The sequence below is a fragment of the Bacillus sp. FJAT-50079 genome (genome assembly GCF_018343515.1).
Lineage (GTDB): Bacteria > Bacillota > Bacilli > Bacillales > Bacillaceae_C > Lederbergia.
This window is the reverse complement of record NZ_JAGYPD010000004.1, coordinates 428,601-453,656: the sequence shown is the minus strand read 5'-3', so window position 1 is coordinate 453,656 and position 25,056 is coordinate 428,601. Positions and strand designations below refer to the sequence as shown.

30 protein-coding genes and 1 other annotated feature are annotated in these 25,056 nt (G+C 40.4%); of the genes, 2 read left to right on the top strand and 28 right to left on the bottom strand.

Annotated elements, in window-relative coordinates:
* Positions 1-648 (bottom strand): DUF421 domain-containing protein, encoded by a 648-nt coding sequence (locus KHA95_RS13070; RefSeq protein WP_213137944.1) that lies wholly within the window; start codon positions 646-648, stop codon positions 1-3.
* A gap of 261 nt (positions 649-909) precedes the next feature.
* Between KHA95_RS13070 and KHA95_RS13065 the strand changes: the two genes are divergently transcribed.
* Positions 910-1,323, top strand: coding sequence for a TIGR04086 family membrane protein (locus KHA95_RS13065; RefSeq protein WP_349305481.1), 414 nt, complete (start codon positions 910-912; stop codon positions 1,321-1,323).
* A gap of 45 nt (positions 1,324-1,368) precedes the next feature.
* On the opposite strand, the gene yajC is transcribed toward KHA95_RS13065, so the two are convergent.
* From yajC to safA, 10 genes are all read right to left on the bottom strand, one after another.
* The gene (gene yajC, locus KHA95_RS13060; protein WP_213137943.1) at positions 1,369-1,635 is read right to left on the bottom strand and encodes a preprotein translocase subunit YajC; all 267 of its coding nucleotides are present in this window, start codon (positions 1,633-1,635) and stop codon (positions 1,369-1,371) included.
* 36 nt (positions 1,636-1,671) lie between these two features.
* Positions 1,672-2,811, bottom strand: a complete 1,140-nt coding sequence (tgt, locus tag KHA95_RS13055; RefSeq protein WP_213137942.1) for a tRNA guanosine(34) transglycosylase Tgt — start codon at positions 2,809-2,811, stop codon at positions 1,672-1,674.
* 185 nt (positions 2,812-2,996) lie between these two features.
* The gene (gene queA, locus KHA95_RS13050) at positions 2,997-4,013 is read right to left on the bottom strand and encodes a tRNA preQ1(34) S-adenosylmethionine ribosyltransferase-isomerase QueA (RefSeq protein WP_249316907.1); all 1,017 of its coding nucleotides are present in this window, start codon (positions 4,011-4,013) and stop codon (positions 2,997-2,999) included.
* Between the two features lie 14 nt (positions 4,014-4,027).
* Entirely contained in the window at positions 4,028-4,234 is a 207-nt protein-coding gene (locus KHA95_RS13045) for a DUF2905 domain-containing protein (protein ID WP_213137940.1), read from the bottom strand.
* Positions 4,231-5,232: a Holliday junction branch migration DNA helicase RuvB gene (gene ruvB / locus KHA95_RS13040; RefSeq protein ID WP_213137939.1), complete on the bottom strand. Its 1,002-nt coding sequence runs from the start codon at positions 5,230-5,232 to the stop codon at positions 4,231-4,233. Before ruvB ends, KHA95_RS13045 begins: the two co-directional genes overlap by 4 nt.
* Before the next feature lie 23 nt (positions 5,233-5,255).
* A complete protein-coding gene (gene ruvA / locus KHA95_RS13035; protein WP_213137938.1) occupies positions 5,256-5,870 on the bottom strand; it encodes a Holliday junction branch migration protein RuvA in 615 nt (204 codons plus the stop codon).
* 163 nt (positions 5,871-6,033) lie between these two features.
* Positions 6,034-6,558, bottom strand: coding sequence for an intercompartmental signaling factor BofC (locus KHA95_RS13030; RefSeq protein ID WP_213137937.1), 525 nt, complete (start codon positions 6,556-6,558; stop codon positions 6,034-6,036).
* Between the two features lie 447 nt (positions 6,559-7,005).
* Positions 7,006-7,731, bottom strand: coding sequence for a YebC/PmpR family DNA-binding transcriptional regulator (locus KHA95_RS13025; protein WP_213137936.1), 726 nt, complete (start codon positions 7,729-7,731; stop codon positions 7,006-7,008).
* A gap of 88 nt (positions 7,732-7,819) precedes the next feature.
* Complete coding sequence (locus tag KHA95_RS13020; RefSeq protein WP_213137935.1) at positions 7,820-8,788, bottom strand: phosphotransferase; 969 nt, start codon at positions 8,786-8,788, stop codon at positions 7,820-7,822.
* A complete protein-coding gene (gene safA, locus KHA95_RS23385) occupies positions 8,781-9,890 on the bottom strand; it encodes a SafA/ExsA family spore coat assembly protein (protein WP_481748440.1) in 1,110 nt (369 codons plus the stop codon). Before safA ends, KHA95_RS13020 begins: the two co-directional genes overlap by 8 nt.
* Positions 9,891-10,050: 160 nt before the next feature.
* Here safA and KHA95_RS13010 point away from each other — a divergent pair, with 160 nt between their 5' ends.
* Positions 10,051-10,590, top strand: a complete 540-nt coding sequence (locus tag KHA95_RS13010) for a transcription repressor NadR (RefSeq protein WP_213137934.1) — start codon at positions 10,051-10,053, stop codon at positions 10,588-10,590.
* A gap of 35 nt (positions 10,591-10,625) precedes the next feature.
* Here KHA95_RS13010 and KHA95_RS13005 read toward each other — a convergent pair whose 3' ends face one another.
* The 17 genes from KHA95_RS13005 to KHA95_RS12925 form a co-directional block, all read right to left on the bottom strand.
* Positions 10,626-11,084 carry an ACT domain-containing protein gene (locus KHA95_RS13005; protein WP_213137933.1) on the bottom strand — a complete coding sequence of 153 codons (459 nt, stop codon included), beginning with the start codon at positions 11,082-11,084 and terminating at the stop codon, positions 10,626-10,628.
* Between the two features lie 26 nt (positions 11,085-11,110).
* Positions 11,111-12,403: a GTPase ObgE gene (gene obgE / locus KHA95_RS13000; protein ID WP_213137932.1), complete on the bottom strand. Its 1,293-nt coding sequence runs from the start codon at positions 12,401-12,403 to the stop codon at positions 11,111-11,113.
* A gap of 29 nt (positions 12,404-12,432) precedes the next feature.
* Positions 12,433-12,966 (bottom strand): Spo0B C-terminal domain-containing protein, encoded by a 534-nt coding sequence (locus KHA95_RS12995; RefSeq protein WP_213137931.1) that lies wholly within the window; start codon positions 12,964-12,966, stop codon positions 12,433-12,435.
* Between the two features lie 529 nt (positions 12,967-13,495).
* Positions 13,496-13,786, bottom strand: a complete 291-nt coding sequence (gene rpmA, locus KHA95_RS12990; RefSeq protein ID WP_213137930.1) for a 50S ribosomal protein L27 — start codon at positions 13,784-13,786, stop codon at positions 13,496-13,498.
* 12 nt (positions 13,787-13,798) lie between these two features.
* Positions 13,799-14,131 (bottom strand): ribosomal-processing cysteine protease Prp, encoded by a 333-nt coding sequence (locus KHA95_RS12985; protein ID WP_213137929.1) that lies wholly within the window; start codon positions 14,129-14,131, stop codon positions 13,799-13,801.
* Positions 14,132-14,136: 5 nt separating this feature from the next.
* A complete protein-coding gene (gene rplU / locus KHA95_RS12980; protein ID WP_213137928.1) occupies positions 14,137-14,445 on the bottom strand; it encodes a 50S ribosomal protein L21 in 309 nt (102 codons plus the stop codon).
* Between the two features lie 13 nt (positions 14,446-14,458).
* Positions 14,459-14,538: a sequence feature (ribosomal protein L21 leader region), on the bottom strand.
* A 39-nt stretch (positions 14,539-14,577) separates the two neighbouring features.
* Positions 14,578-16,035 (bottom strand): Rne/Rng family ribonuclease, encoded by a 1,458-nt coding sequence (locus tag KHA95_RS12975; protein WP_213137927.1) that lies wholly within the window; start codon positions 16,033-16,035, stop codon positions 14,578-14,580.
* A gap of 87 nt (positions 16,036-16,122) precedes the next feature.
* Positions 16,123-16,989: a M50 family metallopeptidase gene (locus KHA95_RS12970; protein WP_213137926.1), complete on the bottom strand. Its 867-nt coding sequence runs from the start codon at positions 16,987-16,989 to the stop codon at positions 16,123-16,125.
* Entirely contained in the window at positions 16,982-17,746 is a 765-nt protein-coding gene (locus KHA95_RS12965; protein WP_213137925.1) for a M23 family metallopeptidase, read from the bottom strand. The genes KHA95_RS12970 and KHA95_RS12965 overlap by 8 nt, the downstream gene beginning before the upstream one ends.
* A gap of 229 nt (positions 17,747-17,975) precedes the next feature.
* The gene (minD, locus tag KHA95_RS12960) at positions 17,976-18,782 is read right to left on the bottom strand and encodes a septum site-determining protein MinD (RefSeq protein ID WP_213137924.1); all 807 of its coding nucleotides are present in this window, start codon (positions 18,780-18,782) and stop codon (positions 17,976-17,978) included.
* Positions 18,775-19,464: a septum site-determining protein MinC gene (gene minC / locus KHA95_RS12955; RefSeq protein ID WP_213137923.1), complete on the bottom strand. Its 690-nt coding sequence runs from the start codon at positions 19,462-19,464 to the stop codon at positions 18,775-18,777. The genes minD and minC overlap by 8 nt, the downstream gene beginning before the upstream one ends.
* A gap of 305 nt (positions 19,465-19,769) precedes the next feature.
* Entirely contained in the window at positions 19,770-20,288 is a 519-nt protein-coding gene (gene mreD / locus KHA95_RS12950) for a rod shape-determining protein MreD (protein WP_213137922.1), read from the bottom strand.
* On the bottom strand, positions 20,288-21,142 hold the full coding sequence (gene mreC, locus KHA95_RS12945; RefSeq protein WP_213137921.1) for a rod shape-determining protein MreC: 855 nt from the start codon (positions 21,140-21,142) through the stop codon (positions 20,288-20,290). Before mreC ends, mreD begins: the two co-directional genes overlap by 1 nt.
* Before the next feature lie 69 nt (positions 21,143-21,211).
* Entirely contained in the window at positions 21,212-22,231 is a 1,020-nt protein-coding gene (locus KHA95_RS12940) for a rod shape-determining protein (protein WP_213137920.1), read from the bottom strand.
* A 169-nt stretch (positions 22,232-22,400) separates the two neighbouring features.
* On the bottom strand, positions 22,401-23,072 hold the full coding sequence (gene radC, locus KHA95_RS12935; RefSeq protein WP_213138088.1) for a RadC family protein: 672 nt from the start codon (positions 23,070-23,072) through the stop codon (positions 22,401-22,403).
* A gap of 75 nt (positions 23,073-23,147) precedes the next feature.
* On the bottom strand, positions 23,148-23,720 hold the full coding sequence (locus KHA95_RS12930) for a Maf family protein (RefSeq protein ID WP_213137919.1): 573 nt from the start codon (positions 23,718-23,720) through the stop codon (positions 23,148-23,150).
* A gap of 100 nt (positions 23,721-23,820) precedes the next feature.
* A complete protein-coding gene (locus tag KHA95_RS12925; RefSeq protein ID WP_213137918.1) occupies positions 23,821-24,843 on the bottom strand; it encodes a hypothetical protein in 1,023 nt (340 codons plus the stop codon).
* Between the last annotated feature and the right edge of the window lie 213 nt (positions 24,844-25,056).

The following is a 25,056-nucleotide window of genomic DNA, read 5'->3' as shown; positions in this document are numbered from 1 at the left end:
TTACTCATCTTTTTCGTCAATATAAAATTGTCCGTCTTGATGACTGCAAAAGCTAATGCTGTTTATATCATTGTAGCCTCTCGAATTCAGTTCTTTTCGCAGCCATTGCTCATTCCTTCCGATTTCCTTTAAATGGTCTTGTTGAATATCGCCATCGATAATGAGAGGAAGCGTATAAGAACCGGCTCTACCCTTTTTTCCTTTTTTTATAATCGAAAGCTCTCCGGACGTTTCTAATATCGCAAATTCAACATCCGCGATATTATCAATGTCTTTTGTACGCATCTGCATAAGAAGATCATCGAAATTATAGCGAAGTTTTTTCATTGCTTTTTCGTCAATCTTTCCATTTTTTATAATGATGCTTGGCTCCCCATCAACAAGTTTACGAAACTTCCGGCTTTTTAATGATCCGTAAGCCATACCAATCTGAATAATGAGAAGGACGGCCATTGGAGTGATTGTATGCATGATCGGATCCTTGTGGTCTTCAATTGCTATCACGGCCATTTCACCAAGCATAATGAAGACGACAAGATCAATAACGCTTAGCTCTCCAATTTCACGCTTTCCCATCGCTCTAAAGATGACGAGTATTACGCCGTATAAAAGAATCGTCCGCAAAATGATAATCATATACTTTTCCATTCTGTTTCCTCCTTTTTACCATAGCAATGATTAGTATGCTCAGCGGACGAAAAACAATGAAAAACATATCGATTTAAAATTTAAGTATCGTACTTTTTGAGAGTGTCTGTACTGACTCTTGAAAATAAAAATATTAGATGGAGAGTTTTTTTACAGGACTTTTTAAACATTCTCTTCTAAATCTTAAAATTTCGAATATGAATATGGAAGACAAGTCTTTTTAGGACATCCTTTCTAAGGGTGAGATATGAATAGTTAGCTATATTTTCCGATGATTTTAAAAAGGAGTGGGTCGAAATCGAAGCGAAGAAATTTGGTGTATCTATTATATATGGTGTGACAACCATTTTATTGCTTGCCGCAATCACAAGTCTGATTTTTTCACTTATTTTACATTTTACGAATACTCAGGAACAATCTATCCGTTTACTTATTACAATCATTTCTTATTTTGCCGTATTTGTTGGAGGGTTCATCTGCGGGGGAAAGGCAAAGCAAAAAGGATGGATGATCGGCGGTGCAACCGGGATCATTTATAGCTTCATCGTATTTATGTATGAATATTTGGGCCATGGACTTTTTTTCACGCTCGAACAAACGATCTTTCATACATGTTATATTTTAACCGCCATGATGGGAGGCGTGTTAGGGGTTAACATCTTGTCACAAAAATGAAAAGAAGCGTCGTCAATTTTGACGAGCTTCTTTTCCGTTAATTGATTAGTTATCAGCGTTAATTACATCGCGAATCGCTGCTCGATCGTATGTAAGCCTGCTGCCGTCACCACATAAGATGACAACTTTCCCTTCATCAACAGCATCAACCGTGCCGTGAAGGCCACCAATTGTGACGATTTTATCGCCTTTTTGCAAATTGCTTTGCATATCTTGAACCTTCTTTTGCCGCTTTTGGTTTGGTCTGATCAAAATAAAATAGAACAGAACAAACATTAAAATAAATGGTGATAAGTTAGCTAGTGTTTGCATGTTTCTAGTCCCTCCCTTCGCTCATTGATTGCATATTTAGAAATTTTTCGCGTCAGGACGGTTAAATCCATAGCGCTCAAAAAATTCTTCTTTGAAGTCACCTAAACGATCTTCACGAATCGCATCCTTGACTTGCTCCATTAATTTTAACAGAAAATGCAGGTTATGGTAAGTTGTAAGTCGAATTCCAAACGTTTCGTCACATTTTAATAAATGACGGATATATGCACGTGTATAATTTTTACACGTGTAGCAATCACAATTCTCATCAATCGGGCTAAAATCACGCGCATATTTCGCATTTTTCACAACGAGGCGTCCCTCGCTCGTCATCAATGTTCCATTCCTCGCAATTCGAGTTGGCAATACACAATCAAATATATCGATACCGCGGATTGCACCATCAACCAATGAATCTGGTGAGCCTACGCCCATTAAATAACGCGGTTTATTTGTCGGTAGAAGCGGTGTTGTAAATTCAAGTACACGATTCATCACATCTTTCGGCTCGCCAACCGATAAACCACCGATCGCATAACCAGGAAAGTCCATAGACACAAGATCCTTCGCACTTAGTTTACGAAGATCTTCATATTCTCCCCCTTGAACAATCCCGAATAACGCTTGATCTTGCAGACGCTGATGCGCTTCAAGACATCTTTCTGCCCAACGAGATGTTCGCTCAACAGAATTCTTCATATATTCAGGCGTTGCTGGAAACGGAGGACATTCGTCAAAGGCCATCATAATATCCGCCCCAAGCGCGTTTTGGATTTCCATCGCTTTTTCCGGTGATAAAAATAATTTATCCCCGTTTAAGTGATTGCGGAAATGAACCCCTTCTTCTTTTATATCGCGGAACTCACTTAATGAAAAAACTTGAAAACCGCCTGAATCGGTAAGAATCGCTTGATCCCAATTCATAAATTTATGAAGTCCGCCTGCTTCTTTGACGATTTCATGTCCAGGACGAAGCCATAAATGATACGTATTGCTTAAAATGATCCCTGCCCCCATTGCTTTTAAATCTTCTGGGGCCATCGTTTTCACCGTCGCCAATGTTCCAACTGGCATAAACATCGGCGTTTCATATGATCCATGTGGAGTATGAATCATTCCTAATCTTGCACCTGTTTGTTTACATGTTTTAATTAATTCATAGGTGACTGCTGCCATTCTGCTCAACTCCTTGACGTAGTTGTTGATTTCCGCTGCAGATGCTCGCTTTCCGCGGGCGTAACGGTAAGCCTTCACGGCGCTTCACGCCTGCGGGGTCTCACCTGTTCCGTTATCCCGCAGGAGTCTCACATCTTCCGCTACAATCAACGTGTTTAAAATTAACAAAATATACGATCATAGCCTCACTTAATCAACATCGCATCGCCAAAACTGAAAAAGCGATAACGTTCCCTTACTGCCTCTTCGTATGCATGTAATACATTTTCCCTGCCAGCTAGCGCGCTAACGAGCATAATCAGCGTGGACATCGGTAAATGGAAATTCGTAATCATCCCATCAATCGCTTTAAATTCATAGCCAGGATAGATAAAAATATCTGTCCAGCCATCCTCAGCAACAAAACGGCCATCGTGTTTCGTTGCGATCGTTTCAAGTGTTCTCGTTGAAGTTGTCCCAACCGTAATGATTCTGCCGCCCGCTTTTTTTGTTTCATTTAGCAATGCCGCTGTTTCCTCGGAAACACGATAAAACTCCGCATGCATGTCATGCTCATCAATATTTTCGACGCTGACAGGCCGGAACGTCCCTAACCCAACATGAAGTGTGATAAAAACAATATTAACCCCTTGACGTTTTAACTGCTCTAACAAGTCAACAGTAAAATGCAAGCCAGCTGTCGGTGCTGCCGCAGACCCACGCTCTTTTGCAAACACAGTTTGATAACGCGATTGATCTTCAAGCTGCTCTTTAATATATGGAGGCAATGGCATTTTTCCAAGCTCATCAAGCACCTCATAAAAAATTCCATCATAGCGAAATTCAAGTATTCGCCCTCCATGTTCTTTTTCAGCGATGCAAACCGCCGTTAGCTTACTATCTCCAAAGGAAATAATCGAACCTACTTTAATACGTTTGGCTGGCTTGACAAGTGTTTCCCACTCGTCACCTTCCAACTGCTTTAAAAGTAGCACTTCGATTTTTGCGCCTGTATCAGCCTTCATCCCTAATAATCGCGCAGGAAGAACTTTCGTATCATTTAAAACGAGACAATCACCCGCCTGTAAATACTGATGGATGTTGCGAAATTGTTCATGCAAAATAGCGCCAGACTGTTTATCTAGCACCATCAGCTTGCTCTCCGTTCGATTTTCTAAAGGGGTTTGTGCAATTAACTCTTCTGGTAAATCAAAATCAAACATTTTTACTTCCACTATTATTTAAGCCTCCCAATAAAATACAAAACTGCGGACACGATCACGCTTAAAATGATCGATGTAACGATCGGAAAATAAAAGGTTGTATTGCCTTTTTTAAAGACGACATCGCCAGGTAGCTTCCCCAACTTCAGAAAATGAATGAGAAACCCGACAATGAAGAGGGCAGCTCCCGTAACCATTAATAGTTTAGACATTTTCCTCATCCTTCAGGCACATCAATTTTAAAATGATCATACACCATCTTTGTCACCATTCGCCCGCGCGGTGTTCGTTGTAAAAAGCCAATTTGCAGTAAGTATGGCTCATATACATCTTCAATCGTTGTCGACTCTTCACCGATGCTGGCCGCAATCGTATCAAGTCCGACTGGTCCACCCCTAAACTTTTCGATAATCCCCATTAATAATTTATGGTCAATATGATCAAGTCCCAGTCGGTCAACTTGTAATAATTCCAATGCTTCATCTGCGATTGAATATGTGATCTTTCCATTTCCGCGAACTTGGGCAAAGTCGCGAACCCGTCTTAAAAGCCGATTAGCGATTCTCGGTGTCCCCCGCGAACGCTTAGCAATTTCGACCGCACCATTTTCATCGATATCCGTATCAAGAATGGCGGCTGTTCGCACAACGATATCTGTTAGTTGCTCTTCATTATAATATTCAAGCCTGCTTAATACACCAAATCGATCTCGCAATGGTGCTGATATTGCCCCTGCTCGCGTCGTTGCACCAACCAATGTAAATGGAGGCAAATCAAGTCGAACCGATCGAGCTTCCGGACCTTTACCAATAACGATATCCAAACAATAATCTTCCATCGCAGGATAAAGTACCTCTTCGATCGCACGTGGCAAGCGATGAATCTCATCGATAAAAAGCACTTCTCCTGGTTCAAGCGCCGTTAAAATCGCCGCTAGGTCGCCTGGACGTTCAATGGCTGGGCCTGAAGTCGTTCTCACATTCACACCCATCTCATTGGCAATAACAACAGCGAGCGTCGTTTTCCCTAAGCCAGGAGGACCATATAGAAGAACATGGTCAAGCGTTTCTCTCCTCATTTTCGCAGCTTCAATAAAAACAGCTAAATTGCTTTTTACTTTCTCTTGCCCAATGTATTGAGCAAGCGTTTGCGGGCGGAGGCTTTGTTCAAAAGATTGATCATTGTTTAATGCTTCTCCTGACAATACCCTTTCTTCCATTTCTCCCCCTCCTTTTAAGCTAGTTATTTGATCAGTAGCTGCAATGCTTGTTTAATATATTGATCAGTCGTTAACTCGCCATCTGTAAGCTTTGGACGAATCTTTTTTAATTCACGTTCAGAGTAACCTAATGCAGCAAGAGCTAACATCGCTTCATCTAACGCAATATTTGTTGATACAGTAGAAAGTTCATCCGTTTCAAAATTAGCAAACAAACCTGTCACATCTGCATCAATGACATCATGCAATTTTCCTTTTAAATCGAGGATCATTTGCCGCGCTGTCTTCTTACCTACTCCCGGAAACTTCGTTAAAAACTTTTCGTCTTCATTTTCAATTGCTTGGATCACTTGAACAGGCTCGCCATATGCTAAAATCGCAAGCGCTCCTTTTGGTCCAATCCCCGAAACACTAATAAGTTTTTTAAACATTTGCTTCTGTTCAGCTGTTTCAAATCCATATAAAGCAAGAGTATCCTCGCGAACATGCTGATATGTATAAATAATCGTATCCATTCCCTTTTTGCTCGAAAAAACAAATGGATTTGGGGTTAAAATTTGATAGCCAATTCCGTTATTGTCAATGACAACATGTTCTGGCTCTGTATGTACAATCGTCCCTTTAATATATTCGTACAATTTTTTCTCTCCTATCATATCGCTATCCATCATTGTACCACAAAAGGACGATAATCTCGAAATGAAAAACATACGTTCTTTTATTATCATAAGGAAAAACAAAACATGTTTTCATAAATCCTACATAATCTAGGCAATACGCAAAAAGGGACTGACAAATTTGTCAGCTCCCTTTATCTTCATTTATAACAAATTGCTTCATCGCTTCAAGGACATCTGTATACTCTTCTTTTGACTTCACACGAATCCCTTGTTTTAATTGTTGTTGTTTTTTACCTTCAAGCTTTTGCACATCAATTTGAAAAAAAGATTGAATGACATTTTCCATCTCGGGCTTTCCGTTATAGATGGATAAAACACCATCATCCGAAATACCGAAAAATCCATTTACTTTTAATAAAGGGGAAATATCATCTACTTCTTTTTCAAAAAGCAAGGAGCTATCATCCATATCGATAAGCTGCCAATCTGCATATTTTGCCCAAAAATCATCAAGCGCCCAAATCGTTTCTTGGACAATTTCCTCACTTACCTCACCATCTACATAAAGTGTACGTAAAACAACCTCCAATGTCATTGGACCTTCGATATGCACAACATCTTCTTGAGCCAGCGACTTCGAGTAGGACGGAACGATTAGGCTTAAAGCAAACGCCATGCATATGATGATTCGGGGAAAGGTACTCATTCTATTCACCTCTATCACATCAATCTCTCATTCATAGACTGTCCAAATTTTTACATGAATATTCGAAGTTTCTGGTCTAAGATACAAGTACTTAGACTAAGATGCGAGCCAATCTAGTGATGATACGTGCGCTCAGGTCAAAATACGAAGCACTCAACCGAGTTTACGAGCCGCTTCAGGGAAAATACAAGCCACTCAACCGAGTTTACGAGCCGCTTCGAGCAAAATACAAGCCACTCAACCGAGTTTACGAGCCGCTTCGAGCAAAATACAAGCCACTCAACCGAGTTTACGAGCCACTTCGAGCAAAATACAAGCCACTCAACCGAGTTTACGAGCCGCTTCGAGCAAAATACAAGCCAATTAACAAAAAAACTGCACCTCCCTGAAATATAGGAGTGCAGTTTTTCCGTCATTCACCTTTAGGCTAGGGGAATGTATACAGTATCAATGCTCATAGTTATGATGAACGTCTTGAACATCGTCATCATCTTCAAGCATGTCGAGCATTTTTTCCATTTTCGCTGCTTGTTCTTCGTTCAGCTCTGTTGTTGTTTGAGGAATCATTGTAATTTCTGCGGATGCGAATGTGATTCCTTCCTTCTCTAACGTTTCCTTTACTTCGATGAAGTTCTCTGGATCTGTATAAATTTCAAACACTTCATCGCTTGTTTCAAGCTCTTCTCCGCCTGCTTCAATGACTTGTAGGAGCAAATCATCTTCCTCCATGTCAAATCCTTCTCGATCAATCGCGAGATAGCCTTTGCGATCAAACATATAAGAAACGCAGCCAGTTTCGCCTAAATTTCCACCATTTTTATTGAAGGCTACTCGAACATTTGTCGCTGTTCGATTTCGATTATCGGTTAAACACATGACCATCACAGCCGTTCCACCTGGGCCGTAACCTTCATATAATACTTCTTCATAGTTATCAGCGTTTTGATTACCGCTCGCTTTATCAATGGCCCGCTTAATATTATCGTTCGGCATATTCGCCGCCTTCGATTTTTCAATGACCAAACGAAGGGATGGATTCAAATCCGGATCGGGTCCACCCTGCTTCGCTGCAACATATATTTCTTTCGCTAACTTTTGGAAAATCTTCCCACGCTTCGAATCCTGTGCGTTTTTACGATTTTGTATGTTTTTCCACTTGGAATGCCCTGCCATCCAAAATACCCCTCTCATCATTGTATATTTCTTATCATATATCAAAAGGGGCTTATTCGTAAACAAGCAGACATAATGGCGGGCATTTTTAAATATTCTTAAGCTTTTCCATGGTGGTTTGATAAAATTGCATTCGTTCACGATAATGGTCCTTAAAAGTCCTCTCGAATGATAAGCGAGCATTTCTTTCATTTAAATGACGAACGAAAAAGTTCCATTCGCGAAAAATATCCGTTGGGTACACGAGTGCTGCTAAGAAGGTTTCGTTCTCTACGAATGGTCGCAATTGAGGAAACGAAAGCAATTCCTCCGGACGCCAGCGCAACGCAGGTAAAATACGATTGCAAAATTGAAGCCAATCAATCATCGCCGGCGCAATGCGAATAAGATCAAAATCGATCACATACAACTTTCCATCTTTCCCCCGAATAAAATTATGGTAGGCAACATCCCCATGAATAATACAATACGGTTCCCTTTGGAAAAAATCAGCATCTGCCTTCATTCGTTTAAGTGCCCACTCACCTATTTTCGCGATATTTTTTAAAGTAGGAGAATAGAAGACTTTTTCATTTTCTCGGATAGACTGTTGAAAATCAGTCAAGCGGTTCTCCCATTTTGCGATTTGGTCAAATCGCTGGATTTTATTCTGAAATGCAGAAACAAAGGAACCCGTAGTGAGATGAAATTTCTCCAAAAGCAAAAGCGTCTCGTTCATATTTTGCCGCGAACGATAATGAAACATATTCGTATCATCCCGTTCAATATACTGTATCAACCCAATTATTCTCTCTTCTATGAGAAGTGGATATGGATAAAATAAGTATGATTGATCAAATCCTCCATCCCTCAATTCAGCTGTAAAAGCCATCTGCAATTCTAATCGAGAAAGAGTGGGAAATTCCTTGGCTATCCACATATTCGTTCCGCCTGACAGTAGCCATACTCCTTGTTTTAGTTTATTGATCCGTGTAACTGGAAGCTTGACCTCTTTTCTTATAAAAAGAAGGAGACGACTGGAAAATCCGCCTCTCCTTCTTTTCATTTGTTTATTCATCTTTTTCCTCATTTTGATGACGCATCGGCATCGCATATGTGCCAGCACTTCCTGGCATCATTGGGGCATAAGGCATTGCCCCCGCATAAGGCATTGGTTGCATCGGCATCATATGATGTCCATGCATTTGTCCGTGCATATGTCCTTGACATCCACAGCCGCAACCCGGTTTATGCATCCCTTGAACAGGAGCCCCGTAAAAAGGTTGATATGGCATTTGTTGCATTGGCATCATCGCTTGCGGCTGCTCCATCCCATAATGTGGATACGATGATGACTCACCATCCCATTCCGGATACGCTCCTTCCGTTCCTGGCAAAACCGTTGGCATTGGGGCTGGTTGTGTCATCATTCCCTGAACTTGCGGCATCCATTGTTGAGCAGGCATCCATTGTTGCGTTGGCATATACGAATGCGGCTGGTAACATGGATCACAAATAGGCATCATTGGCATTGGATAGCAAGGCTGATACATTGGCGGTTGGTAAACTTGAGGTGCAATCTCTGGCATTGGAGATTCTGCCTCAACAAATTCCTCTTTTGGCGGTACTGGCGCGGACTGTTGAATTTGAGCCTGTGTTTGACTCATATTCATCATGTAATAGTTATTAATATCAATTTCAGGTAGTGTTGGTGGCATAACCGGATGGTAAATATGCTTCGGCATAACAGGCTGATATAGTTGCTGCGGCTGCTCCTTCGGCTTTTCTTTTGGCGGAGTTACTACCGCTTTTGGAGCCTCCTTATGTTGGATGATAGGATGCTCTGCTTTTGGCATTTCCTTATGACCACCATGGTGATGTCCGCCATGATGTCCTACATGATGACCGCCGTGTTGGCCGCCGTGCGTATGGTGCTGATGTCCACCGTGTTGACCGTGACCACCATGTGTATGATGATGACCACCATGCTGACCGTGTCCGCCATGTGAATGGTGATGACCACCTTGATGGCCGGTCGGCACTTTAATTTTCATTCCAGGCATAATCATGTCAGGGTTAGACAATTGTCCATTCATCTTTTTTAATTCTTCAAAATCCACTCCATATTTTTTGGCGATGTTCCATAGTGTATCTCCTTTTTGCACGATATGGATCTTCACTCAATTCCCCTCCTCAGGCATAAGTCCATATAGTGTATGAACGTGTAGGCAAAATGCTAATAATCTTCTCAAAAACATATGACATCACATTGAAAAATATGCTGGTTGAACGTTTTATGGTAAGCTTTTTACAAGGTTGATTTTTTTAGGAGGTAAAAAAATGGATGATAAAAAAATGCTCGGGGATGAAAGAAGGGAATGGATTCTTTCTCAATTAAAAGAAAGCACAAATCCGATTACAGGTGCGACACTAGCTAAGCATTCAAAAGTAAGCCGACAAGTAATCGTTGGGGATATCACATTGTTAAAAGCAAGAAATGAACCGATTATTGCAACGAGCCAAGGATATATGTATATGCATATTCCAGCTACACAAAAACGGGTTGAAAAAACGATCGCTTGCTTTCATCAACGCGAACAAGCCGAGGAAGAATTACATATCATTGTTGATCAGGGCGTCACTGTGAAAGATGTAAAAGTGGAGCATCCGGTATACGGAGATTTAACCGCCTCGATTATGGTTTCTAACCGTGGGGAAGTTCAATCATTTCTTCAGCAAATTAACGAAACGAACGCCGCTCTCCTTTCAGATTTAACTTCTGGATTTCATCTTCACACACTTTCTGCCGATAATGAGGAAGCCATCGAAAGAGCTGAGCAAGCATTAAAGTTAGCTGGTATTTTAATTGTAGATAATTAAATAAGCTGGAGTGCCATTTTAGGCATCCAGCTTATTTATGCTCCTGAGCTTAATACATCGACCTTATCAACGAATTCTAATCTTCGGAGTTTCACGAGCAACATGTCTAAATCAACCGACATATTCGTCACATCTAGAGATAACGTAACGTTTGCTCTTCCTTGCAGCGGGATTGTCTGGTGAATCGTCAGCACATTACAGGAATTTTCCGCAACGATCGCAAGTAGTTTTGAAAGAGCGCCTGGTTGATCGTCCAAGTAGAAAAACAAAGAAATGATTTTTTCTTTCACAATTCGATGAAATGGGAAGACCGTGTCCCGGTATTTATAAAAAGCACTTCGGCTCAAATCCACCTTCTGAACCGCATCCCACACAGATTCAGACTTCCCACGCTCAAGCAGTTCTTTCGCTTCTAATGTTTTCTTAATTGCCTCAGGTAATACGTCTTCCCGAACTAAGAAAAACCGATAATTTTTTTCATTTTTCTTCTCCACTCATCTTCTCCCCCTACAAAGAAGAACTAATCAATAAACTCAAATTCAAATTCAAATAAACGAACTGTATCTCCATCCTTTGCCCCACGGTTTCTTAAGGCTTCATCGACTCCCATTGAGCGGAGCTGACGAGAAAAACGGCGGACAGATTCATCTCTAGAGAAGTCGGTCATTTTAAAGAGTCGCTCTAATGCATCCCCTTCAACAACAAAGGTACCATCTGACTCTCTTGTAATAACAAACTGATCTGATGCTTGCTCGTGACGATACAAGACGCGATTAACTGTTTCATCTTCTTCTATAATTTCATGAAGTGGAAACTCCGGTGTTTTTTCAAGTTGATTAGCAATTTCATACAATAGATCACGTAATCCTTGCCTCGTCACAGCGGAGATCGGGTAAATCGGATAGTCTTCCTCTACCTTTTCTTTAAACAGTTTTAAATTTTCTTCAGCATCGGGCATGTCCATTTTATTGGCGACAATGATTTGCGGCCTCTCCATTAATCGTAAATTATATTCTTCCAATTCACGATTAATTGTCAAATAATCTTCATACGGATCTCTGCCTTCTAATCCAGACATATCTAGGACGTGAACGATGACCCTTGTTCTTTCAATATGGCGCAAAAATTGGTGTCCTAGCCCAACACCTTCATGCGCACCTTCAATCAGCCCTGGCAAATCAGCCATAACAAAACTGCGCCCATCATCGGTTTCAACAACTCCAAGATTAGGAACAATCGTCGTAAAATGATACTCGGCAATTTTTGGTTTTGCAGCCGAAACGACGGATAATAATGTTGACTTACCAACACTCGGAAACCCAACTAGCCCGACATCTGCTAGCACCTTCAACTCAAGGACGATATTTTTTTCCTGGCCCGGCTCTCCATTTTCCGCCAGTTCAGGTGCTGGATTGGCAGGAGTCGCAAATCTCATATTGCCCCGTCCGCCCCGTCCACCTTTAGCGATGACAGCCTGTTGCTCATGCTCAACTAAATCAGCAATCACTTCCTTCGTATCATCGTCCGTTACGACGGTTCCAGGCGGAACTTTTATAATGAGGTCTGATGCCCCTTTTCCGTGCTGTCCTTTAGACATTCCGTGCTCTCCACGCGGCGCCTTAAAATGACGTTGATAACGGAAATCCATTAAAGTGCGCAACCCTTCATCCACTTGGAAAATGACGCTAGCTCCTTTTCCGCCATCGCCACCAGCAGGTCCGCCCATCGCCACATATTTTTCACGCCGGAAAGCAACCATTCCATTTCCGCCATCGCCGCCTTTTACATACACCTTTACTTGATCGACAAACATTTTTTACCTCACTCCAATCTACCGTCTGGTCACTTAAAAATGGCCTCTACTTGAATGTCCGTTTCATCATTTTTTTGGAATGAAACTTGTTCGACCTTATCCTTATGACATGTAAGCCATTTTTTTATACGAGGTATATCCTTTATTATTCCTGTTAAATGCAATTGTAATCGAAGCTTCCCATCGTTTACATGGATTCCAACATATAAATAGTTATCATTCATTGGCTCATATGCTTGATCAAGCTCATTAAATAAAGAGCGCATCCAAGCAGTCAAACATTCATCATTAAAAAATAGTGGTCCATTTTGTTCAAGGATTTCATATTTTACCTGAAAATGATGCCCTTCCCAATTATGAGTAAGAAGCATCAAAGCAAATTTAGGCAGTTTCAAATTTGTCAATCTGGATTCCTGCCGCATTTGCGCAACCACTTCCTCGATAACTTCCTCTGCCCGCTCTTTTTTCCCAAGTGCTAAATTTCCTTTTATTAATTGAAGTTGATTCAACCAATCATGTCGCGATTGCTGAAGCACTTCAATTACTGTCCACTTTGATTTCATTTATGCATTGCCTCACATTCTGACCAAGTGTTTCTTTAGTATATCAGAAATCGATTGTATAGCATATTCAAGACCTTAATTACAGAAAAAAAGATCATTTATTCGGTTAAGTATTGTCAGAAAACATATGTAATCCTTCTTGAGATTAATAGTAATTAAACCATTCACTTTTTAGTCCTTTTACAATTGTTCAAACCCTCACATATACTGTTGAACAAAAACGAAAAGTTTGTATGAGTTTCTTGGCAAACTCTATGATAGCCTCGACTCATTCCTTGTAGAATGTATCTTCCAAAACGGTATTCATCATTAATTACAAATCGGTTCTTGAGAATTCTGCCCGCTTTGAAATTTTCCAACTCGATTTTCTCCCTCTTTTAGACCAAGGATCTCACTTATCACTTTCGTCGATACTCGCATTCAATTGAACACAACAAATAAAAAAACAGCCGTAATGACTGTATAGATGCAAATTTCTATTCGTTTAAAAAAGCTCTGACCTTTTAAAAGATCAGAGCTTTTTTCATACTTACGCTTCTTTTGCTTGTGGATAAACACTTACTCTTTTCTTGTCGCGTCCTAGACGTTCGAAACGTACTACTCCGTCAACTTTTGCAAAAAGAGTATCGTCGCCACCACGTCCAACGTTTTCACCTGGATAAATCTTTGTACCGCGTTGACGGTAAAGAATTGATCCACCTGTAACGAATTGACCGTCCGCACGCTTTGCGCCAAGGCGTTTTGCATGAGAGTCACGTCCGTTTCTCGTTGAACCTACCCCTTTTTTCGATGCGAAAAACTGAAGATCTAATCTTAGCATGTGTTCCACCTCCTATTTCTGAAAAGTAACCCGTATATATTTCTGATAATCTCGTTCAATCGTCTGCAAAGAGACGATCATCCCCTCCAATAAAAGCTGGGCTTTTTCGAAGGATTCATCCGACAGATCATCAGGAATCGTACATGTTAAGTATCCGCCCTCAGACTGCTCAATGACTGGTTCAACTTCAGTTAAAGCGAACAATGCATTGATGCTGCCAAAAGCGACCGCCGATGCCCCCGCACAGACAATATCCTGTCCATGTTCAGCATAGTCAGCATGACCTCTCATCGTAAAAGAGGTAATTGTACCGTCTGCTTTTCTTACGACTTGTACTTTAATCATCTGTCTTATGCGTTGATTTTTTCAACGACAACTTTTGTGTATGGTTGACGATGACCTTGTTTTTTGTGGTAGTTTTTCTTTGGCTTGTATTTAAAAACAACAAGCTTCTTTTGACGGCCTTGTTTTTCAACTTTAGCTGTTACAGTAGCTCCTTCAACGAAAGGACTTCCTACTTTCACATCTTCTCCGCCAACGAAAAGAACTTTGTCAAAAGTGAATGTTTCACCTTCTGCAACGTCCAATTTCTCAACGTAGATCGCTTGACCTTCTTCAACTTTGATTTGTTTTCCACCAGTTTCAATGATTGCGTACATAGTTGCACCTCCTTAATTAACTCAGACTCGCCATTACAGGTGCTTTGATCATTTCAAAAGCTTACTACCTGCTCTGTGCGGTTGTAGCACGGGTGCTACAAACTAACATAAAAATATTATCATAAGTTCGTATCAAGTGTCAACAACATTCCGCTTTATCTCTTCATTTGTCCCAAAACGCCGGATATAATATTCCGGTTTGCAAAAATGCGTTTGTTTAAAATAAAGACGCAGTTGTAAAAATTCTTCTAACTTTGATACATATTCATTATTTTTTCCAGTAAAAGCATTCCTCGTTGCTTGATCGCATTCAATTAAAACAGCTTCAAATTCTCCTTTCGGAAATCCAAGTAATTCCCGCTCCAGGCTGAAAGCAACTGCTTCCGGACTTTTTACCATACCTGTACCGTGACAGACTGAACATGTTGTTTGGATTGCTTTTGAAAGCGACTGCTTTGTTCGCGCTCTTGTCAGCTCAAAAATCCCTAATTGTGTAAAGCCTCGCAAACGAATATGCTTAGGATCCTGTTTCACTGCCTCTTTTAGAGTTTCTAATACTTGCTGACGATGAAGGGATGAAGTCATATTAATAAAATCAATTAATATCATTCCTCCATAATCTCTTACACGAAGCTGCCTCGCAATTTCCTTTGCAGCGGTAATATTCGTTTTTAAAACGGTATCTGCTGCTAGTTGCCGTCCCGTATATTGTCCCGTATTCACATCAATAATGACCGCTGCTTCCGTTTCATCGATAACGAGATATGCCCCCTCATCTAGTAAAACGATCCGACTTTGCGCTTTTTCAATTTCTATTTCGAGATTGTAGTATGAAAAAAGCGGTTCTTGTTTTAAATGCTGCTGGAATTTCCACTGGGAACGGAATTCGGAACTGATTTTATCGATGATCGCTCGATTTAATGCAATGATCGTTCCACCCTTTAATCGTTCGACTTCCTTATGCAATTCCACTTCAAAGTTGGATTGTTCAATAACTAAAGCAGGGGATTTTACTGTTTTCACTTGCTCAAGTAATCGCGCCCATTCCTCCCTTAATCCTTCCATATCGTGAATAAGCGTCTCCTCTGACTCATTTAACGCTTCTGTTCGAATAATGAACCCTTCCCGACCTTGCTGCTGTTTTTTTAGTCGGGATTTCCATTCCTTTCTCTGCTTCTCACTCGCTTTTCTCGATATCGATATGTATTTTCCTTCGGGCATATAGACAATTCTAGGATTCGAAAACTCAATAATTGCTGATAATAACGGCCCTTTTTCATCCGTTTCATCTTTCTTTACTTGCACGAGAATTTGTTCCCCTTCTCTTAAATAAGAAGAAATTGGAGCGGCTTTTTCAGCATGTAAAAAAGCCGGGAGCTGATCCATTTTTAAAAATCCATTTTTCCCGTCATCAATTGTCACAAATGCGGCATCCATGCCAGGCTTTACACTTTCAACCCGACCAAGATAAATATTGCCTACCTTTGAACGATCTTGTGGTTGCTCAACAAATATCGTCGTAATGGTATTTTGCTCTTTTACGACAAACCGCTTTTGCTCCGTTGATAAATCAATATATATTTCGTTCATTTATCTCATCCTTTTAACAACAAACAGACTAGCAATTCGCTAGTCCGCATTCCATTTCTTTCACTTTAACTTTTCCAACCTGCCGAGTCAATCATGATAAACAATATCCTTAAATTGGGCATGAACTTGCTTTTCTGTAAAATAGGCATAAAGCAATTCATTCTCATCTAATTTTCCAAACAGCGAATTCTTGCCACCTACATTAATAAAATGCTTACAATTCCGTTGAAATTTTTCCATCGCTGTATAAAGAAAATCATCACCTTGCGCAGTAATGGGCTGCAATTGTTTAAATGCTTGATGTTTTCCATAATGTCTTTCAAGCAAAAATCGCATAAACACATATCTTCTTTGCTTCCATTGCATATATAAGCAAAAATATAAATAAATAAAAATTGCCCAAACTTGTAATTGAAATGGTGCGACAAATAGGAACGCCCCGTGAAGCAATAATAAGGCAATGAAAGAGCTGACGAGAGATTGCTTTTGTGCCTCTAGGTACGGCTTCGTCGATGCGAGATATAACTGAATTAACTTTCCGCCGTCCAACGGCCAAATCGGAAGCAAATTAAAGAACAAAATCATCCAATTACATTGAAAAAGAAACGCAGCATCGGTTACTGGAATAAGCGCCAATGATTTTAATACAAAAATAACGAGCGCAATCAAAAGGTGTTGAAGCGGTCCAGCTAAAATAATGATCAACTCTTCTTTAATCGGGCGGTTGCCGTGCTCATCGACTTCACAGAAGCCACCGAATGGTAAAATCATAATTCGATTGATTTTCCATTGAAAAAATTGGGCTGCAAACGCATGTCCGATTTCATGTAAAAAAACAATCATAAATAAGCCGAGCAATTCCCAAAAAGATCCCGTTATGATTGCTAATCCGGCAATGAGCCAAAAAAAGGGATGAACATGAATCTTCCTTACCAGCTGGATATATTTATTCAAAGCTCATCACCTGAATTGGATCGATAAATTGATCCTCTTGCTTAATCGCAAAATAAAATTGTCCTTTTCCTCCATCATCAGAGGAAACAGTACCAAGTACTTTACCTGCTGATACTTTTTCATACGGTTTTACGACAATCTCATCCATTTTGCCATACCATGATTTCGTTTGATCCGGATGTTGAACGATCACTGTATTTCCCGTATCTGCCTGTTTTCCAGCAAAAATAACTGTTCCTTCTGTCATTGCTTCAACTTCAGCATCGCTACCCGTTTCAATGATGATTCCTTGATGATCGTCGGAAAATCCCTCTAATATTTTCCCAGAAACCGGTAGAGAGTAACTCATTTCCTTACTATCTAGCGCCACTTGCTCTTGATTGCTTGTTGGAAATAGTGCGAGCGGTTTGCCAAACGTCCCTTCATACCAATGGGAAACAGCCGCGAATTGAAACTCCTTTTTCATCGTCGTCGTAATCGCCGTTCTCGCTTTATCTAAAGTCGGTGATGGTGATTCATATATAATCGCAGCGATTAGCACTAATGCCGCTGACATAAGTATTTTCAAAATAAATACATTTCTATTCCAAAGCGGATGAAATGAGGTATCCGGCTCTGACTGAAAAATTGCTTGATCCACATCATGTTCATAATCATATGCATCCGATATATTGCTTACTCTTGCATCTCTATAAACAGGATATTGTTTACGTCGTTTGGCTAACCGCTTCCGAATCTCATTCGCTCTCTCATTCATCCCTCACCACCATCCTCCTTATCCATTTCTATTACAATATGACTTGTCCTTTAGAAATATACGGATCATTCATTTTTTAAAAATAGAAATACGACTTGGATGAACGACCTTGAAACATCCGAATGTACATATTTTGAATAATTTTTGATTAATTACACCATCTCAGGTAATTCGACTTGTAAATCAAAAAAGCTCCCGCAACAAAATCGTTACGAAAGCTTTGATTCTCTTAAGCTCGCATACCAAAAAACTTCTTGAAACGAGCGAATACACCTGTTTTTTCATCCTTTAATGATTGCAGCGGCACTGATTCACCTAAAATTCTACGTGCGATGTTACGATAAGCAATCGACGCTTTGCTATTAGGGTTTAATGCGATCGGTTCCCCTTGGTTTGCCGTTCGAATCACTTCCTCATCATCTTGAACGATTCCGAGTAAATCAATCGATAAATGTTGAGCAATCTCATCAACATCAAGCACATCGCCACTTTCCATCATTTGACTGCGAATCCGATTAATAATTAATTTTGGGCGCTCAATATGTTCTTCTTTTTCAAGCAATCCGATGATTCGGTCTGCATCACGTACAGCCGATATTTCAGGTGTTGTAACGACAATTGCTCGATCTGCTCCAGCGATTGCGTTTTGATAACCTTGTTCAATTCCTGCGGGACAATCGATAATAATATAATCGTAATCCTGCTTCATCTCCGTCACAAGTTCTTTCATTTGCTGCGGATTGACAGCTGTTTTATCACTCGTCTGTGCTGCTGGAAGCAAAAACAACTTATCTTCGAATCTCTTATCCTTCACAAGGGCTTGATGTGGTTTGCAACGACCTTCGACGACATCAACTAAATCATAAATGATTCGATTTTCAAGTCCTAATACGACATCAAGATTTCTAAGACCAATATCCGTGTCGATTAAACAAACCTTCTTCCCTTGGAGGGCAAGCGCAGTCCCCAGATTAGCAGAGGTGGTCGTTTTACCAACCCCTCCTTTACCTGAAGTGATTACAATCGCTTCACCCATTATAGTGTCCCCCTTTGAATCTAGTAATATTCGGTCTCAAGTGCTTTAACACTTGTAAACGGTCTATAACAATTTGATTCGTTCTATCTATGTATGCGCACTCCATTTGATGGTGTTCCTCTTTATCGTAATGATCAGGAGCGCGACTAATACAGTCGTAAATTCTTAGCTGGGAGGGTGTCATGAATGAAGCGACAATGACAGATTCTGCTTTACCCGTATAGCCAGCATGTGCTACACCTCTTAATGCCCCCATAATAAAAATATTGCCTCCTGCTTTTACCGTTCCTCCAGGATTCACATCACCGACAAGCAGCAAATCACCCTCAACTTCTAGAACTTGGCCAGACCTGACAATCGTTGCAACGGATGTAATTTCCTGTTCATCAATATATTGTTGAGCTTCCGCTTTCGTAACCACATTGCTCTCAATATGATCAACAATTAAATTGCGTTTTTGGCGAATTAACTCTTTCAACTCTTCCTGTTGTTGCTCATCCAAATAACGATTTCCCGCTTGAATGCTAACGGAAATAAGCGGACGATCATCATCCACTCTATGTAATTCCGCAAGCTTTTCCTCCAGTTCTACTAATAACTCTTTATAGGAACAGCGATCATTCAATTGCAATGAAAGTCCATTTTTCGTTCCTTTAATCATGATATTTTGTTTGTTTTTCATAATGTACGGGCTACATAAGAAATGCAGAAGCACCTTGGAAAGCTTCACAAAGCAAAAGGTTGTGACAGCACTAACGTAAGCCTAAGTGGATTGCCACAAGGAATCGACCTGTGACTTTAAATCGTCCAAGTCAAAAACTAATCATTTCTTATCATTTAAAAAGGATTTCTGCCCTCATGTCTCCTTTCAACACCAAACAATCAAGTCCATACCTTCATCATACATAAAATTGATCCTTGCGTCATCTCTCTGCTCCATTCGACACATACTAGCGTTTTTCCTCTTTTCCAGGAAAAATAAAGGAGTTATTCAGCTAATTTTTCTTTTTGGCTCGATTGTAACCAGCGGGAAAAAGGAAAATAGATTATCAAACAAAGAATCGCATTACAAATAAGTGTTGGCCAGAGCCGCAATGACGCAAATTCCGCTGGTGGCATACTAACTCTTAAGACGAGAACCGCGAATGCATATACAAGCAATTCAACAATCGCCAGATGCAACGTAATAACAATCGTTGTTGTGAGTATATTGACATGCAGTATCCTAATCATTTTCGTCGTTAAATAGACAGCAATTGGATATAAACAAAGGTAAATGCCGATTGTCCCTGTGTAATAAACATCGAAAAGCAGACCGAAAAGCAGCGCATATAGTAATGCCTGATTTCTAAAATAATAAATACCCGTCATCATTAATAACACGAGGATAAAATGTGGAATGATGTGACGTTCTTCTCCAAAAAGAACATGTGGCGTGAAATTAACAAATAGACTTTCTCCATAAAAAGCAAGGATGAAAAACAGAGGAAGAATAATGCGCTTCATCATTCTGCCTCCTCTTGCCCATCTTCTGGACGGACGATCACTAATACATGCTCAAAGCCATAAAAATCAGCTGAAGGTTCTACATAAGCGATTTGAGTGAGGCCATATTGATCCAAGCCAAGCTCCTTCACTTTTCCAACGTCAAGCCCTTTTGGAAAAACACCACCTAAACCGGATGTAATAATATTTTGTCCCTCTTCAATTTCTTGATCCAATGGCAAATCCTTCATTAATAGCAGTTTTTTTTCACGGTCATAGCCGTCAATGAGTCCATAAATTTCCGTTTCCCCTTGAATAAGTGCGGAGACTCGATTTTTCGTGTTCTCAGAGCTTAATAATTCAACGGTTGCCGTCATTTCTGACGTACTAATTACTTTTCCGATTAACCCTTTTGAGGTCATGATTGCCATATCTGGTTTGACCCCGCTTTTCTTACCTTTATTAATAATAATTTTTTCATACCAACGATCAGGGGTCCGGCTAATTACAGTTGCCTGAATCGCTGTGTAATCACGGAGATTGTCCGTTTTATTTAAAACTTCCCTTAGTTCCTCATTATCTCTTTTTAAATCCGATATTTCCTTTTCAAGCTTTGCCAGCTCCTCTAAGCGCGATTTAAGCTTTTTATTTTCTGTGTATGTATTTTGCAGATCCTTTATATTTTCAACAAGTACGACAAGTTTTTGCGTGGGTATTGAAACAAGAGACTGACCGAAGCCGATAACGTCTTTAACGAATTGCTCCGGTCGAGAAATATTTTCTCTATCTCTTAAAGAAAATCCGATCAGTGACACGAGAATAATAATGCTGACAAGCAGGATAATCAGACGCTTGTTAAGAAAAAATTGCGGCATTATTTCCACCTCTTACTATTCTGATTCCCCGACAAACGCACAATCAGACATGTGCTTGCGCTTTTCTTATTATCTTGAATCCCTTGCCTTATTTTTGAATAAATCAATATGATCCAAAGCCTTGCCTGTCCCAATTGCTACACAGTCAAGCGGCTCTTCGGCGATCAATACAGGCATTTTTGTTTCCTCACTAATGACCTTATCTAAATTATGCAATAATGCGCCGCCGCCAGTTAAGACAATTCCACGATCCATTATATCAGCAGCAAGCTCTGGTGGAGTTTTTTCAAGCGTATTTTTAACCGCATCGATAATTGTGAATACCGTATCATGCAAGGCACCTGAAATTTCTTCCGCTGTAATTTCAATTGTTTTCGGTAATCCCGTTAACAAATCACGACCACGGATTTCCATTGGTGCAATTCCCTCTGTGTCACCAGCAGATCCGACCTCCATCTTGATTGCTTCTGATGTGCGATCACCGATTAGCAAATTATACGTTTTTCGAATATAAGTAATAATCGATTCATCGAAATTATCACCCGCTGTTCGAATTGACATGCTCGTCACAATTCCCCCTAGTGAAATAACGGCAACTTCCGTCGTCCCACCTCCGATATCAACGACCATGCTCCCTGTTGGTTCCCAAACAGGCAAGTTCGCTCCAATTGCCGCAGCAAATGGCTCTTCAATCGGATAGGCATCACGTGCGCCAGCCTCTCTTGTCGCATCAAGAACAGCTCGTTGCTCAACTGCTGTAATTCCCGATGGCACACATACCATTACGTACGGTTTTCCCCCAAAGCCTTTCGCTTTTGCAGCACTTTTAATGTAATACTTCATCATCGAAGCAGTCGTTTCATAATCGGCAATGACGCCATCTTTCATTGGACGAAGTGCAACAATGTTCCCAGGTGTACGCCCAATCATATTTTTCGCATCATTTCCTACTGCAACAATTTTTTTCGTATCTGTTTGTAATGCAACAACAGACGGCTCCCGTAGCACGACACCTTTTCCTTTTACAAATACAAGTGTATTTGCAGTACCTAAATCAATCCCTAAATCTTTCGTTCCGAATCCAAACATCGTAATGTATCTCCCTTTCTCTTTCCAAATGCCATGCTTTATTTATAAATTGGACTTATTTTTACTCTTTGTCCGTATTGCTTTTATTTAATCGAATCATTATCTTTTTAGACGATTTTTGTAAAAACATAAATACAATTATATCTTATCGCTTTAAAAAATCATAGTGTCACATATAGCCTTTTTCCTTCATACTGACATATTTTCGATCGCCAATGACTAAATGATCAAGAATTTCAATACCGACCATTTTTCCGCATTCTACAAGCCGCTTCGTCACCTCAATGTCTTCACGTGATGGTGCGGGATCTCCGGAAGGATGGTTATGGAAGCAGATAATTGAGGCTGCTGAACGGCGAAAAGCTTCTTTGAAAACCTCGCGCGGATGCACAATCGAGGCATTTAAACTACCAATGAAAATTGTTTGACGGTGGATTACTTGGTTTTTGGTGTTAAGATAGAGGCAAACGAAATGTTCCTGACTTAGGAAACGCATATCGTTCATGACATAATTTGCCCCGTCTTCAGGGCTGCGGATAACAAAACGGTCATCATAGCTGAGATTGCTAATTCTTCGACCTAATTCAACTGCCGCGGAAAGTTGAACGGCCTTCGCCTGGCCGATTCCTTTTATATTCATCAGTTCTTCAATCGCGGCATCTTTTAGCCACATCAGTCCGTCAAACTGGGTAAGTAGACGGTTCGCTAGTTGGAGAACGGACTCTGACTTCGTACCTGTTCGCAATAAGATCGCTAATAACTCTTGATTTGATAAGCTTTCAGATCCATTATTAATAAGCCGCTCTCGCGGGCGATCTTCAGCCGGAAAATCACGAATCATCAGTGTTTCTGTTTCCAATCATTGTTTCCTCCTTTATCTACCTCGGTGGAATTCCGACGAAGATATATCGTTTATTTAGCGTGAAGGAGTGACACCCATTTCAGCCAAAACGCGTGCTAGCCGAGAAACTGGAAGACCGACAACGGAATAATAATCGCCAGATATCGATTTTACAAATAAAGCTCCGAGTCCTTGAATCCCGTAAGCCCCAGCTTTGTCGAACGGCTCCCCGCTATCTATATAACGCTCAATTTCTTCCTCTGATAATTCCCAAAATTCCACATCGGTTTTTTCATAAAAAACATATTCGACGCCGTCATGTAAAACGGCTACACCAGTATAGACTGAATGAACCCTACCGGACAATGTCCTTAGCATTTGTCGCGCTTCTTTCTCATCTTTAGGCTTTCCAAGCACAAGCTGATTACTCACGACAATCGTATCAGAACCAATGATATACGATTGCGGATATTGTCGGCTAACAGCGGCCGCTTTTCTTTTTGCAAGGACGGTTACAATTTCAGATGGTGATAAGCTAGTTGAAACGGTTTCGTCTACATCGCATGAATGGGAAATAAAAGGGATGGATAACTTTCCTAGAAGTTCTTTTCTGCGCGGTGATGATGAAGCGAGTATGAGGTTTGACATGATGAGGATCCTACCTTTCTAGTAGATCGGGAGATACGTTCTCATCGTACCAAAATATGTACAAATAAACAAGCTACACTTCGCGTCCTCCTAAGTCTTTTTAGGAGGATGCGTCGTGATAAAGCACAATATATTCTAATAAAGCTTGTTGAGCATCATTCACTTTTCCCGCATCCGCCGAATTATTTGAAAAACTAGCTAAATGAGAATGAGCTGCAACGAGCTTCGTATGTAACTCTTTTATTGTTTCTTCAACATTGTTTTTTTCAGATCCTGCTTGCAGTACTTTATCAATTTCTACAAGTATATCTGCATTTACTTTTCCAGTTAATAAACCACTTGCAGCTTCACCCGCTAACTTCAAAAACACTTCATGCTCCGCCGTAAATTGACGAGCTTCATCCTCACTTGGAAAAGTTAGCTCTCCCCCGCCTTTTAATGTAATCTCCTTCGGATAAACGATTAGTTCTTCTTTTGTTTGCACATGCGTTGCTAATGATTTCACAGTCGTATACGTGTCTGCACTGCCAACCAGTACATAATACATACCATCCATCGACAGATTTGTTGACGAGATGCCACGCTCAGATAATTCCTTTAAAAACTGCTCTGCTCCTTCACTTGCTGTATATACATTAGCTTGTAAAACTGGAACGATAAAAGAAGGCAACTCCATTGAATAGGCTGAACTGTTCCCTTCGACAGGTGTCTCATTTGTATTTTCCGCAACTTTTGTTTCCTCAACAAGAGCAGACTTCGGCTCTACATCCTTCATCATTTTCAATAATAAGACGCCAAGTAAAAGTCCGACAGCAATCGCTGTAATGATCGAAATAATGAGAACAGGCAAACCTGGAGCAAATTTACGCGGTAAAGAAGCAGTAAAAAAAGATGCGCGTCGTTTCGAAGCATGATTCACCTTATGAAACTTTGGTACTTCCTGCACATTTGTTTCCGGAAGCACCCAATCGAACTCCTTCTCATCTGCCTGTTCGTCTGCTGCGGCGGATGCTTCTTCGTCTGCTGTTTGCCAATGATTAATAATTACATTTTCATTATAGTCATGTTCTTCTCCATTAATTTTTATTTTAACTGTTGGTCGTTCTTTTTTTTTCTTATTCATTTGATCCATCCCTCCGCCCGCAAAGTTTGTTTTATGCTATCACATCGGTAAAAAAAAAGGACAAGACATTTGTCGTCTTGTCTTAAAAGCTTTTCGTCATTTTTTTACTTTTTAAGCATAGATAAAGAGGATGTTACCGATTATGACGTTACAAATGTGATCAATCTTCAACATTTTCCAAAGCTGAAATATTTTGATGCAAATTTGACCAGA